Origin of the sequence: Leptospira jelokensis (assembly GCF_004769635.1) — a bacterium.
GTDB classification, from domain to species: Bacteria; Spirochaetota; Leptospiria; order Leptospirales; family Leptospiraceae; genus Leptospira_A; species Leptospira_A jelokensis.
Window position 1 is genome coordinate 317,413 of sequence record NZ_RQGH01000011.1, and the last position, 13,230, is coordinate 330,642.

10 protein-coding genes are annotated in these 13,230 nt (G+C 41.6%); 9 read left to right on the forward strand and 1 reads right to left on the reverse strand.

Going from position 1 to position 13,230, the window contains the following annotated elements; genetic code table 11:
* Window positions 1-39: 39 nt before the first annotated feature.
* Entirely contained in the window at window positions 40-1,515 is a 1,476-nt protein-coding gene (gene pcnB / locus EHQ62_RS05940) for a polynucleotide adenylyltransferase PcnB (RefSeq protein WP_135641279.1), read from the forward strand.
* A gap of 67 nt (window positions 1,516-1,582) precedes the next feature.
* On the forward strand, window positions 1,583-2,848 hold the full coding sequence (locus EHQ62_RS05945) for an ATP-binding response regulator (RefSeq protein ID WP_135641280.1): 1,266 nt from the start codon (window positions 1,583-1,585) through the stop codon (window positions 2,846-2,848).
* On the opposite strand, the gene thiL is transcribed toward EHQ62_RS05945, so the two are convergent.
* Window positions 2,827-3,735, reverse strand: coding sequence for a thiamine-phosphate kinase (gene thiL / locus EHQ62_RS05950; RefSeq protein WP_135641281.1), 909 nt, complete (start codon window positions 3,733-3,735; stop codon window positions 2,827-2,829). The genes EHQ62_RS05945 and thiL overlap by 22 nt on opposite strands.
* Window positions 3,736-3,813: 78 nt before the next feature.
* On the opposite strand from thiL, the gene rplM reads away from it, so the two are divergent.
* The 7 genes from rplM to EHQ62_RS05985 all read left to right on the forward strand — a co-directional run bounded on the left by rplM (window position 3,814) and on the right by EHQ62_RS05985 (window position 13,224).
* Window positions 3,814-4,266 carry a 50S ribosomal protein L13 gene (rplM, locus tag EHQ62_RS05955; protein ID WP_135641282.1) on the forward strand — a complete coding sequence of 151 codons (453 nt, stop codon included), beginning with the start codon at window positions 3,814-3,816 and terminating at the stop codon, window positions 4,264-4,266.
* Between the two features lies 1 nt (window position 4,267).
* Window positions 4,268-4,663 carry a 30S ribosomal protein S9 gene (gene rpsI / locus EHQ62_RS05960; protein WP_015675896.1) on the forward strand — a complete coding sequence of 132 codons (396 nt, stop codon included), beginning with the start codon at window positions 4,268-4,270 and terminating at the stop codon, window positions 4,661-4,663.
* A gap of 77 nt (window positions 4,664-4,740) precedes the next feature.
* Window positions 4,741-6,024, forward strand: coding sequence for an MFS transporter (locus EHQ62_RS05965; RefSeq protein ID WP_135641283.1), 1,284 nt, complete (start codon window positions 4,741-4,743; stop codon window positions 6,022-6,024).
* A 49-nt stretch (window positions 6,025-6,073) separates the two neighbouring features.
* Window positions 6,074-8,833 (forward strand): alanine--tRNA ligase, encoded by a 2,760-nt coding sequence (gene alaS / locus EHQ62_RS05970; RefSeq protein WP_135641284.1) that lies wholly within the window; start codon window positions 6,074-6,076, stop codon window positions 8,831-8,833.
* A gap of 38 nt (window positions 8,834-8,871) precedes the next feature.
* Window positions 8,872-9,369: a YajQ family cyclic di-GMP-binding protein gene (locus EHQ62_RS05975; protein WP_135641285.1), complete on the forward strand. Its 498-nt coding sequence runs from the start codon at window positions 8,872-8,874 to the stop codon at window positions 9,367-9,369.
* 77 nt (window positions 9,370-9,446) lie between these two features.
* Window positions 9,447-12,482 carry a DNA translocase FtsK gene (locus EHQ62_RS05980; RefSeq protein ID WP_135641286.1) on the forward strand — a complete coding sequence of 1,012 codons (3,036 nt, stop codon included), beginning with the start codon at window positions 9,447-9,449 and terminating at the stop codon, window positions 12,480-12,482.
* Between the two features lie 40 nt (window positions 12,483-12,522).
* Complete coding sequence (locus EHQ62_RS05985) at window positions 12,523-13,224, forward strand: LolA family protein (RefSeq protein WP_135641287.1); 702 nt, start codon at window positions 12,523-12,525, stop codon at window positions 13,222-13,224.
* Window positions 13,225-13,230: the final 6 nt, after the last annotated feature.

Sequence of the window (13,230 nt, forward strand, 5' to 3'; positions counted from 1 at the left end):
GCCCATGCCATTTTTCAGGGGAAAGTGGATGAATCCAATATGTTTAAATTTCTCACTTCTCTTTTCAGAAAGAAAGCCGACTCTGTCGATTCCTTTTTGATGTACCCCGAGGGAAAGAGATACTATCGAGAAACTCACTCCATACGCAGGGCCAATATCGATGAAGATGCCATCAAAATCATCAATCGATTGAACAAGTTTCGTTACAAGGCCTATTTAGTCGGTGGAGGAGTCAGAGATCTGCTGATGGGCAAACGCCCAAAAGATTTTGACATTGTCACAAGTGCGACACCAAACCAAATCAAAAGGATCTTCAATAACTGCCGGATCATCGGTAAACGATTTAAAATTGTACACATCATTTTTAAAGGTAAAATTATTGAAGTCTCTACGTTCCGATCACTTCCGGAACATCGTTTGGAAAAACACAAAGCAGAAAACGATTATCTCATCAAGCGGGACAATTCCTTCGGTACAGCAAAGGAAGACGCGGCAAGACGCGACTTTACCATCAATTCACTGTTTTACGATCCTAAAAACGATTCCATTTTGGATTACGTAGGTGGGTTTGAAGACATCCAAAAGAAAATTGTTCGGGTCATCGGTGATCCAGACATTTCCTTTAAAGAAGATCCAGTTCGTATGTTACGAGCGGTTAAGTTTTCCGTTTTACTTGGACTCGACATCGAGAAAAAAACCAAACTGGCAATCAAAAAGAACCGTTTGGAACTCGAAAAATCCTCCACAGCAAGGCTTTTGGAAGAGTACAACAAAATGTTCCGTACTTGGAAAACTTCCATCATCTTTGAAGGGTTAGCTGAAAACCATCTACTCGATGTTTTATTCAAAGAACCTGCTGATAAATTAAAGAAAACAGATCCCGAATGGCGTGAACATTTTATGGACACACCTCTTGGGAAAAGGCTCGCAGTGACTGACAAACTTCTTTCTGCAAGGGAAGAAATGACACCGGCGATTTTTTATTCGTTAATTTTTTACGATATCGTGAAAGATTTATACGAAGACGATCGTGGTCACCTAGCGCATAACATCAAAGAAAGTTTGATGCCTGTATTTGAGCGGATGGGAATTCCAAAACGAGAACAAGACAACTTGGTAAAGATATTTATCAGCCAACCTCGTTTCCAAGTCACAGACGACGAAAAAGAAAGGCAAAATTCTTTCTTCAAAAAGAAAGACTATTTTTACGATGCGTTTATGGTGTATAAAATTGTCGCAATTTCCGAAAACAACGAATCTGCCGTACAAACTGCATTCTTTTGGGAAATTTCACTGAGACAAAGACCAAAACCGGACAGCCACCAGTTTGGCCAACAGAACCGTAAAAAAGAAGGGAACAAAAAACGCCCTCCTAGGAAAAAACACCGTGATCGAAGGGGAAATGGGAATGGAAATTCACAAGATTCCAGCTCCAATAGTTCCAATGAAAGCGGGAAAGGGGAGACAAACGAAAGTCGAAACCCTTCATTAGAACATCAAGATACGGAAGAATGATTCCCTTTCTTTTTGGACCTAAATGATTTCGTCCATAACTCTCGTCATATGATTTGGGAGTTATGGAATGATCACCCAACATAAATTATTAATCGTCGAAGACGATCCTACCACAGCCCTTCTCTATCAGGGAGCACTACGTTCCATTGCATCGGAGTTTGTAGTATATTCTGGAATCAAACCTGTTTTATTCTTATTAGAGAACGATGGCATTGGAGAGTTTGATTTAATTGTTACCGATTTAAAACTTCCAGATGGAACAGGGGCAGAACTTGTAAGAGAAATTCGAAAAAAAAATTCTCAGATCCCTATCCTTGTGATTACCTCAGAATCTGATTCAGTTTCCATCATTGAGGTGATGAAAGAAAATGTACAAGATTACCTTATCAAACCAGTTTTACCCAAAGAACTGCTCAAAAAAGTAGAGTACCACTTGTCCAAACGAAGTTTGGATTACAAAACTTCCATCTTAGAAAAAGAAAAAATCATTTCTCTCGAAAAACTTTTGGATTGGTATAGTTTTAAAAATCGTTCTTTGGAAGCGGGGGAATTCAATGCAAAGGAATTGCATAAAAATTTGTTCCATGTTTTACGTGCCAGTTTGTCGCAAGGAGCCGGCTTTGGAATTCTTGTCCAAATCATTGATATCATCAAAGGGATGAAACAAACTGAAACTGGTGATTATATTTTAGAAAAAGAAATCCTGTCCATTTTGGAAGAGAATGCAAATTATTCAAAAAAAGTATTAAATACATTTGCTGAGATTGAAAACATTATCTTTGGCCGAGTGCCGGAAGAGGAAATTCCACTTTCACTATTTTGGAATGAACTTAAGTCCGTCGCAAATGATTTAGAATCCCAAACCAAAATTAAAAATCATAAAATCCTTATCTCTGATGTCAGCAAAAACCAGTTGGAAAATCATTCCATACTATGGAATCGTGAGTACTTTCAAAAACTGTTTCGTGAACTCCTTATCAATGCAATGAAGTTTTCATTGGACTCATCCTCCATTTTGGTGCTTCTGGAATGGAAGTCCGATTCGATTTCACTCTCTGTGATCAATGTTGTGGGCAGTGATTTAAAAATAGGAGAAGGGATCCCAAATGAATATTTGGATTTAGTTTTTGAACCATTTTTTCGCCTAACAAAAAATTTATACGAACGGTATGAGACACTTGATTTTGGAATTGGCCTTTCTTTTGTCAAAGAAACCGTACAGAAGTTTGGTGGAACGATAAGGGTCTCCAATATCCTTGATCATTTAGGTGAAAACGTAGAACCAAAAGTTGAATTTAAACTGACACTCCCTTACTCTTCCTCAGCAAAATGAAGGAAACCACGATTGTTTGGTAGGTAATTTTTACCTTCTCTTATAAATTGAACTCCAGGTTTTCCTGTTTCCAATCTGCCGATCATCGTAACGGGGATGGATTGGATTTCCGGTGGGAGGATTTTCGGTGATAAAAACAATAATTCCAATTCTTCACCTGAACCAAGGCAGGCATCCATTCCTAATACTTTTTTTGCTAAAGGGTGGAGGGGAAGAGATTCGATTTGGATTTTTAATTTTCCTTTGGATGCAATCGCAAGTCTTTCGGCATCTTGGATGAGGCCATCTGTCACATCCATACAAGCGTGGATTGGATACTTGGTCAGTGGTTTTTGTAAGGATTGCCTTGATTTTGGTAAAAGATGCCTTTGGATTGCCGCTTTGTAATGGCCTTCCTTCCAGTTTTTTTTCAGACAATGGTATCCAAGTAGGCTTTGCCCCAAATCCCCCGTGATATAGAGGTAATCGCCTGGTTTTCCACCGGATCGAAGCCATGGTTTTTTCACTGTGCCTACCACAGTGAGAGCCAGTTGCGTTGTGGGAGAAGAAAAGGTGTCGCCACCCGCAAGTTTCATTCCATATTGGTGGAGGGAAGAACGAAGGGCTTTGGAAAATGCCATTACCCATTCTTTTTTCCGAGAGGTGGGAGAGAGGCCTAAATTCAAAAAACATTCTTTCGGAATGCCTCCGGAAGCTGTGATGTCCGATACGTTCACTTCCACAAGTTTTCCTGCAAGGACTGCCGGGCTTGACCATTTGTGGAGGAAATGGGTTCCCTCCGATAGGGAATCCGTTGTCACAAGGCGGTTTGGTGCCAAAAAATAACAATCGTCTTCTGGAGGAGGCACCGTCCCAAACAAACTGCGTATGATGTCTGATTCTTTCAAAGCTTCGTTTCCAATAAATTTGTTTGACCCGTTGTGAAAACCGAAAATCCTGACATAAAAGAGGAAAATCTCGTACTTATGGAACTATTGTCTAAAGCCCACAAGACCCCTTCTATTGCAAAAGAAGCCGTACAAAAACAGTGGTTTGTTGTGGACGCAACTGATAAAACTCTTGGAAGATTGGCAAGTCAAGTCGCTTCCAGGCTTCGCGGAAAACACAAATCAACATTCACACCGAACCAGGATTGTGGAGATAACATCATCATCGTTAATGCTTCTAAAGTGGCTGTAACAGGTCGCAAAAGAGAACAAAAAATTTACTACCACCACTCAAGATACCCAGGTGGTATGACTGCCGTCGCTTTCCACAAACTCATCCAAGAGAACCCAGAAAGAGTGATCATGGAAGCAGTAAAGGGAATGTTACCTAAATCGAAATTAGGTGACCAAATGTTAAAAAATTGCCGCGTATTTGCTGGTAATGACCACAACCTAGGTGCGCAAAAGCCCCTAAAATTGGAGTTAAAATAAGATGGCGCAAAAAGCAGTTTGGGCAGTAGGCCGACGCAAAACATCTGTTGCACGAGCAAAAATTGCATCGGGAACAGGAAAAATCACAGTGAATCATAAAGATGTAAAAGATTACATCAAAAACGGAGAACACTTAGTTCGCCGTGCACTTGAGCCTCTACTCGTTTTAGAAGCTCGTGACAAATACGACATTGCTCTTAATGTAACTGGTGGTGGAGTGATCGGACAAGTGGGAGCCATTCGCCATGCGGTGGCACGCGCACTTGTTGCTTTTAATGAGTCACTCAAACCTACTTTGAAAAAAGAAGGTTTCCTCACTCGTGATAGCCGTATGGTGGAACGTAAAAAATACGGTCTACACAAAGCTCGCCGGGGAACTCAGTTCTCAAAACGTTAATCGGAAATTTCCTCTTTTTTCCGATACGAGAAGCCTCCTTCGGGAGGCTTTTTTTTTCATTTGAACATCCGAGACCTATGAACCAAATCATCTTTTACCTTGCTTTCGCTTTTGGTACCTTTGCCAGCAGTTGTTTTTTGTACTCGATTGTGATTTTTACACAAACCTTAACTGTTGTTAAGGGATTTTCTGGAATCGTATTTTTCTTTTTGTTTTTACCCTTTCCTCTATTCTTTTTGTACACAGGTTATTTACTCGACCGATATTCCAAAAAATGGGTGGTAGTGTGTTTTCAATTTTTTTTATTTTTATCTGCCTTACTGCTTGGTGCATTCACAAACCTATTTGAAGCCTATCCTTATTTGTTATTACCACTGGCATTTCTGAATGGAATTGGCATGACAACCGTATTACCGGGACGAATGGCGCTCCTACGAGAAGTCATGGAATCTCATAAGTTAGTCTTTCATACCATTGCAGGGAATTTACTTTTGATTTTTTCCTTTGGTATGAGTCCACTTGCTGTTGGTTGGATACGAGAATTTGAATCCTATTCGCAACTCTTCTTGGTTTTGGCTGGATTCCATGCGGTCTCTATGTTCGCCTTTACAATGTTAACATCAAAAACAAAGTATCCTCAAGTTCATTCGAAAAGCGAAAGTTTCAATTCAAATGTTTCTATCGAAAATGATGAGTCAGGTCATACTAAAGAAGAAGCAAATCGTGAAGGTAAAATACCATTCCAATCGAATCCGATTCCTTCCCTCGCAGGAAGTCTCAAACTGGTGTTAGGTTTTCTGAAAGAGGACCCGGTTTCTAGACAAGTGATGTGGATTGCCGTATTTAGTATGCTTGCGCTTGGTCCGATCCAAGTGGTCCTCCCTCAGTATGTAAAACAGGAATTGGGGCTTGGAGAGCTCGCTCGGGGATCGGTCCTTGTGTTCCTTGGTCCTGGTTTATTCCTCGGTGGGATCCTTACCATCCTCTTTCATCATTTGGAGCGAAAGGGTTTGGTTTTACTCTCTGTGTTTGTATGTTCGTCTGTTTTCTTTTTGGGATTCATCCCATTTTATGAGGCAAAGGCCACATCTTTTTTTCTATTTTGTTTTGGAGTTTCAGGAGGGGTGCTCTCAAGCCTTATGCCTGCCATCTTACAAAAACGTGCAGACGATGGACTCCGCGGTAGGATCCTATCCCTCTATACCGTTTGTTTCCAGTTCACACCGGCAGTTTCTGGATTTTTTGCGAGTGTCGTTCGTGACCATACGGGAAGTTTTTGGACCTTCATGGGCCTTGGTCTTGGTTTTCTTTTGATTTCTTTGTTTTCTTTCCTTCGGTATACGGAATTACGCGAAAGTTAAATTCGAATTTCCTTGCCCTAGGAGGCAAATCCGATTTCCGTGTAAGTGTATGAAGTTCAAATCGGTCCAAGAAATCGCAAGGTTGTACACGAACTATTTCCAAGAGAAAGGGCACACCATTGTGCCATCTTCTAGCCTCATTCCCAAAGGGGATCCTACACTTTTATTCACAACTGCCGGTATGGTGCAGTTCAAACCACTCTTTACCGGGGCAGTGGAATTACCATACACAAGGGCCGCCTCCATTCAAAAATGTGTTCGTACCACTGATTTGGAAGTTGTAGGGAAAACAGAACGGCATTGTACTTTCTTCGAGATGTTAGGAAATTTTTCCTTTGGGGATTATTTTAAAAAAGAGGCCATCGAATACGCGTTAGATTTTTCATTAAACCAATTAGAAATTCCAAAAGATAAAATTTGGGTCACAATTTACTTAGATGATGATGAAGCCAAAAAAATTTGGATGGATGCAGGGATTCCCGAAGACCGAATTGTACGCCTTGGGAAAAAAGATAATTTTTGGGGCCCTGCGGGGGACAGTGGAGCTTGTGGTCCATGTTCCGAATTGTATTTGGACCGAGGGCCAGAAAAAGGAGGCCCAAATTGTGGCAACAATCCCAATTGCAAACCTGGTTGTGATTGTGATCGTTATTTAGAATATTGGAATTTAGTATTCAATCAGTTTAACCAAACCGTTTCTGGGGAATTACTGCCTTTAAAACAAACAGGGATTGATACAGGTTCTGGCCTGGAACGTGTCGCCATGTTATTACAAGAAGTGGACTCGGTGTATGATACCGATGAACTCAAATCCATCATCAAACAAATTGAATCCCTTTCCGGTTTTACATATAATGAGTCCACCAAACAATCGTTTCGTGTGATCACAGACCATTCGAGGTCTGTCTTTTTTTCGCTTGGTGATGGGATTTATCCAGACCGTACGGGACGTGGGTATGTGATCCGTCGCCTCATTAGGCGTGCCTCACTCTTTGCAAGAAAACTTGGAATCCACGAACCGTTTTTATACAAATTGGTTGGAACTTTGAAAGATTTGTATTCGTTGCGTTACCCAGAACTGAAAGACAAAGCAAAGGACATCGAATCCATTCTAAAAAAAGAGGAAGAACTTTTCCTTCATACCTTAGAGGTAGGCCTTGAGGAATTGGAATCGGTATTAGACCATCTCAAAAAAGAGAAACAAACAGTTGTTACGGGAAAAGAAGGCTTTCGTTTGTATTCTACATACGGATTCCCAAGAGAGATGACTAAGGAACTTGTGGAAGAACGAGGGTTTTCTTTTGATGACAAGGGATTTGAAGAGGAATTGGAAAAAGACCGCGACTTGTCACGAGCCAGTTGGAAAGGAAAAAAAATCCAATACCTCACTGGTCTTACCGTTTCTCCGGAATTAAAAACAGAATTTTTAGGTTATACGGAATCAAAGGCGAAATCAAAAGTTTTGTATTTGTTTGTGGATGGCAAGTCGGTCATTTCCGCCAAACAAGGGGAAGAAGTCGTGATCGTTCTCGACAAAACTCCGTTTTATGCGGAAGGGGGTGGGCAAATTGGTGACACTGGTTACCTAAAAAAAGAAGGTTTCCAATTCCAAGTCCAAGACACCCAAAAAGAAAATGATACCTTCCTACATATGGGAATGGTTTTAAAAGGGAATCTTTCTGTGGGGGATGTTGTTGATTCGGAAATTGAAGTGGAACGTAGGCAAAATCTAGCGAACCATCACTCCGGCACACACTTGTTAAATGGTGCACTCCGTAGGATCCTTGGAACCCATGTGTCCCAAAAAGGGTCCATTGTGTCTTCTGATTATTTACGATTTGATTTTTCTCATCCGAAAGCTTTATCCAAAGAAGAAATCATCCAAATAGAAACCGATGTCAACGAAGCCGTAAACCAAGAGATCCCCGTAAAAACTGAAGTGTTGAGTTTAGATGCGGCAAAAGAGTCAGGTGCCCTTTCTATGTTCGATGAAAAATACGGAAGTGTTGTCCGTGTGATTTCAATGGGTGACAAATCCAAAGAATTCTGCGGTGGGACACATGTCGCAAACACCAAAGAAATTGGATTTTTTGCCATCGTGAAAGAAGGTAGCCCTGGAGCGGGGAACAGAAGGATCGAAGCGATTTGTGGGGATTCGGTTGTGAGTTATTTTTTACACCAATTCCAGACATTGGCTTCCAAAATTGAAACCCATAACTTAACCACAAAAGAGACGTTTGGTGACTTAAAAGAGTTTGGAATCACAAAAGAGGTCCCGTCTCCTGAATACTTACAATCAATGTTCCAAAGGGAAGGAAAGGGAATTGTCACACGGCTTCGGAAACTTCGGGAAGGATTGGAAAGTGAATTGGAAGAGAAGTCCAGTGCTCTTTTCAAAGCCAAAAAGAAAAGTGAACAAGAAAAATTCCAAATGAATCCAGAACTTGTGGATGGTTTGTTACAAAAAGCACACGAGTTCCCGAAAGGAAAAGTAGTCACAGAATTGTTTCCATCTGTGGATGCCAAGTCCCTCAAAGATTTAGCAGATTCACTGAAAGCAAAAGAACCAGAAATTTTATGTTTGTTCGCAACCACAGAAGGGGAAACCTCTACCCTTGTGTTTATGTGTAATAAGGTTTTGAATGAAAGAGGGATCCATTGTGGTGATATCCTAAAAGAAACCTTGGTGATGTTAGACGGAAAAGGGGGAGGTCGAACCGATATGGCACAAGGTGGTGGTAAAAAACCAGAAATCGTGGCCAAGTCTTTGGAGTTTGCCCTTTCCCTTGCGAAAAACAAATTGTCGTAACATCGATTTGATGAGAAAAAACAAATTGGAGAATGAAAATGGCACAAGACCCATCTTTTGATATTGTATCGAAACTCGATCGCCCTGAATTACAAAATGCGGTTTCCCAAGCAATGACGGAGATCCAAACACGTTTTGATTTCAAAGGATCCAATTCGGAAATCAAAATCACAGATGACCAATTGGTTTTGACTTCAGAAAACGAAATCAAATTGAAACAAGTGATTGATGTCCTCACAACAAAAATGGCAAAACGAGGCATTAGCCTCAAAGCCTTTGATTTTGATTCCAAAATTGAAGCAGCCACTGGGCAAACGGTTCGGATGAAGGTGAAAATCCAAAACGGATTGGACAAAGAGCAAACCAAACAGATCACAACTCTCATCAAAGACCAAAAGTTAAAAGTACAAGCGACCATCCAAGGGGATTCCGTGCGTGTGGTTGGCAAAAAGAAAGATGATTTGCAGGAAGTGATGGCGGCCATCCGCAATGCCAATTTCAATTTTGACGCCAATTTTACGAACTTTAAGGGATAAATCCTCCTAAGGAAAGAAAGCCTTTTAGCTTCCAAAATTTTTCTGTCTATGTCTCGAAACCGTCCGATATTTCCCGTATGGACCCTAAAAAATCCGTATGGGGATGGACTTTGCCTAGGAAAGATTTCCTCCCGTATTTATTTGTATTTTCCGGAGTATTTTTGCTGTTATCCCTTTTTTCCTTCCAAGAAGGAGAGGATGGATCCCTTTTCAATTGGTTTGGAAGGCTTGGGCATTACATCGCCCTCACACTTTTTTACCTACTCGGAAAAACTTCCTTTTTACTCGCTGGGTTCGTTTTGCTTTTGGGAGTCCTATCCCTTAGAAATCCTGAGTTTGATAGCCTAAGTAAGGCATTATTTTTTCCCATTTTTACCATTGCTACCACTGTGAGTTTGAACCTTCTCGAAACTCCCATGGGCCATGTGGGGGATAGTGGTGGGATCTTTGGGCAATTTTTCTCTTGGATTTTTTCGTATCTTTTTGGGGAAACGGGGCGAGTGCTCGTTGTCTTTTTCCTTTATTTGTACTTCGCTGTGATCTGGCTCGAGGACGGGGCTTGGTCTTATACGTTTTCTACCATCCACTCTGTTTCTGAAAAACTCTACCACCTAATGGGGGGAAGGAAAGAATTCCCCCATCTCAAACTGCCTTCCTTTATGGAGGCGGTAGTCTCCACACGCCGTGCGCCCGAAGTCGATGTGAAACAAAAAAGTTGGTTCCAAGTCCAAACGGAAGTAGAAACCAAAGAAGACTTGGCCCATCATTTTTGGAATGTAGTCGCAAAGGAAAAAGGATCGGAAATGAATTTCCCAAAAGGAAATTTTGATTCCCACAGTGTTTCGCTGGATGGGGATGATGAGTTTCCTAATACCCGAGGGGAAGGAAATCTTCCTAAAAAAAATCCGATCCCTTCCCATCTCCGATTCCAAAATGCAAAAGAATTTGCAGGATTTTTTGATGCATCGGAGACCGTTTTTCGATTCCAAAAACAAAAACGAAACCAAACTACGGAAGACAAAACGATGAGGGATCAAATCCCTCGTTTGCAATTGGTCGATAAACGCGAATTAGTTGAGAATTCACAAGAGGAAGGATCTGAAGATTTTGATCAGATGCGAGAGTCCAAAATCCTCTTCCAATTCCCTGAGGCAAAATGGAAACCAAAATTGGATATGGGTGTCTCACTTGAAAATTTAGAACTTCCCAAACTAAATCCAATGAAACGTAGCTTAGGTGAAACTCATTTTCCATTTGCCAAAAAGAAATTGGATTCTTTTTCCTCTGGAAATGCTTCACTAGACATGGAAGATTCTGGAGAGGATACCGAAGGTTATGAACTCGAAGGGAACCAAGTAGAAAATTTCGACGCCGAATCTGATGACCTTGCCACTTCAGGAGGAGGTTCCCCTGCGGTCACCATCCCAATCCCAGAATCGGTTCGCCTGTCCCTCGTGGAAGAAACTGGTTTGGATACCAATGACTTCGAAGATTCCGAAGACGAAGATACGGACACAGCATCGTTCGATGAAGAGGTATATGAAGAAGAAACATTGGAGTCTTTGGCAGTGGAAGAAACTTCTCCACTGGTTCGCTCCAATTTGAGCGCAGGGAATTTCGGTAAGAAAAAACAACCACCGAAAGACACAAAAGAAGAACAGGAACTGATGTTTGGTTCCATGGTGCCTAAACCCAAATTGAAAAAAGGGAAATACTACATTTCTCCAAGGTTACTTGCGTCCCACCAAGTCCCTGTTGCCAATATCTTAAAAAATGATTCGGAACTTGACTTGATTGCCAAAAAAATCGAAGAGTCCACTGGTCACTTCGGCATTGAATCGAAGGTCATCACAAAAGAACGTGGTCCCATCATCACAAGGTATGAGATCACCATTCCCAATGGGATCAAACTGAATCGGATTGTCTCCCTTTCCGATGAAATCAGAGCTTACCTCGAAGTGAAAAACATTCGGATCGTAGCACCTATCCCTGGTAAGGCGTCGATTGGGATTGAAGTTCCAAACCGTGTCCGTGAAGATGTGTTTTTGTCTGAGATCTTAAAAGACACAATCCTCCAACAAAAGGCAAAAGACCTTTCGATTTGTATTGGTAAGGATATTTCAGGGAAACTTGTGATGATTGATATCGCAAAACTCCCTCATTTACTTGTCGCAGGGACAACGGGTTCTGGAAAGTCCGTGAGTATCAATGCCATGATCACAAGCCTTATCTGCACTCGTTCTCCAGAAGAAGTGCGGTTCATCATGATCGATCCGAAGATGGTGGAGATGACTTTGTATGAAGGGATCCCACACCTCCTGATGCCTGTCATCACCGATCCGAAAAAAGCAACGAAGGCACTGTCATGGGCCATCCAAGAGATGGAGAGTCGTTACCAAATGATCTCCCAATTGAAGAGCCGGGACTTCAAAAGTTTTAATGAAAAGGTAGAAGAATACGCACACGCCAAAGGGTTCCAAAAACTCCCTTACATCGTGATCTTCATTGATGAGCTTGCGGACCTCATGATGGTTTCTGGTAAGGACTTAGAAGAACAGATCCAAAGGATTTCCCAAAAGGCAAGGGCTGTGGGAATCCACTTGGTCATGGCAACCCAAAGGCCTTCGGTGGATGTGATCACTGGGGTGATCAAAGCGAACTGCCCCGCACGTGTGGCCTTCCAAGTGGCACAAAAAACGGACTCACGCACCATCCTCGATACCAGTGGGGCAGAAACCTTACTTGGAAAAGGGGACTTTTTGTACCGTTCGCCCACCTCAAGTGACCTGATGCGGATCCAGGCTCCCTACATTGAGGAAAAAGAAATTGATTCCATCGTGGAAGAGGCCAAAAAACAAGGTGCACCTGCCTACGTGGAAATGAATTGGGACGATGAAACAAGTATCGAAATGGCCTCCGACGAGGATGAAGAACTCTTCGATGAAGCTTGGAACATTGTTGTGACCGAAAAAAAAGCCAGTGCGAGTTATTTGCAACGTAGGATGAGGATTGGTTACAACAAAGCGGCAAGGCTTATGGAACTTATGGAAATGCGGGGTTATGTTTCGCCACAAGTGGGGGCCAAACCTCGGGAAATCTTACGTTCAGCGTAAATCATCGACAAGAGAAGTTTGTCTGAAAAACTGGGAAACTATGAAAGTATGGATCGGATTTTTGTTACTTGTTTTGGGAGTTTCTTTGGAGGCCCAAACAAGTCCGGCTCACAATTGGCATTCCCCTTCGGAAGTTGTCAAAAAGATCAAAAAAAACTTCAGCGAAATCAATTCGTATTCCGCTGATTTTCTCATCAAAACAGAAGACAACAAAAAAGAAAAACAGATGCGTGGGAAATGTTTTTACAAACGCCCCGGAAAAATTCGATACAACTTTGCCGAACCAGAAGGGGACGAAATTGTATCTGATGGAAAAACCCTCCATATCTTTATCAAACGGTTAGGTGCTGTTGGCAAACAAGACCTTACGCTTGATCGCAAAAATTCCTCAGGTCCCATCTTTACAACGAACAGTCCCGAAGGGTTAAACCGACTCTTTCGTAAATACCATTATAAATTTGATACCATCGAACAACCACGTTCGGTCGGTGATGCCACAAAATACTTTGTTCTCGATCTTGACCAAAGGGAAAAAATTGGTGGGTTCGAAAAGATGAAACTTTTTGTGGATTCAGAATCCTACTTAATCAAAAAAGCCGTTGCGACAGATGGTCGTGGCAAGGTCACAACAATATCATTTTCAAATATCAATTTTTCGGAAGAAATCCAAGATGGAGTTTTCAATTTTCATATGAGCGGGAACGCGAAGATTGTCAACAACCCACTTGTCTCTGAGAACTAAACGTAA

What these genes read in the sequence shown, in the direction of transcription:
- EHQ62_RS05965 (WP_135641283.1), top strand. Translation starts at nt 4,741, where the DNA reads ATGAACCAAATCATCTTTTACCTTGCTTTCGCTTTTGGTACCTTTGCC.
- rpsI (WP_015675896.1), top strand. Translation starts at nt 4,268, where the DNA reads ATGGCGCAAAAAGCAGTTTGGGCAGTAGGCCGACGCAAAACATCTGTT.
- EHQ62_RS05975 (WP_135641285.1), top strand. Translation starts at nt 8,872, where the DNA reads ATGGCACAAGACCCATCTTTTGATATTGTATCGAAACTCGATCGCCCT.
- alaS (WP_135641284.1), top strand. Translation starts at nt 6,074, where the DNA reads ATGAAGTTCAAATCGGTCCAAGAAATCGCAAGGTTGTACACGAACTAT.
- rplM (WP_135641282.1), top strand. Translation starts at nt 3,814, where the DNA reads ATGGAACTATTGTCTAAAGCCCACAAGACCCCTTCTATTGCAAAAGAA.
- EHQ62_RS05980 (WP_135641286.1), top strand. Translation starts at nt 9,447, where the DNA reads ATGGACCCTAAAAAATCCGTATGGGGATGGACTTTGCCTAGGAAAGAT.
- pcnB (WP_135641279.1), top strand. Translation starts at nt 40, where the DNA reads ATGTTTAAATTTCTCACTTCTCTTTTCAGAAAGAAAGCCGACTCTGTC.
- EHQ62_RS05985 (WP_135641287.1), top strand. Translation starts at nt 12,523, where the DNA reads ATGAAAGTATGGATCGGATTTTTGTTACTTGTTTTGGGAGTTTCTTTG.
- EHQ62_RS05945 (WP_135641280.1), top strand. Translation starts at nt 1,583, where the DNA reads ATGATCACCCAACATAAATTATTAATCGTCGAAGACGATCCTACCACA.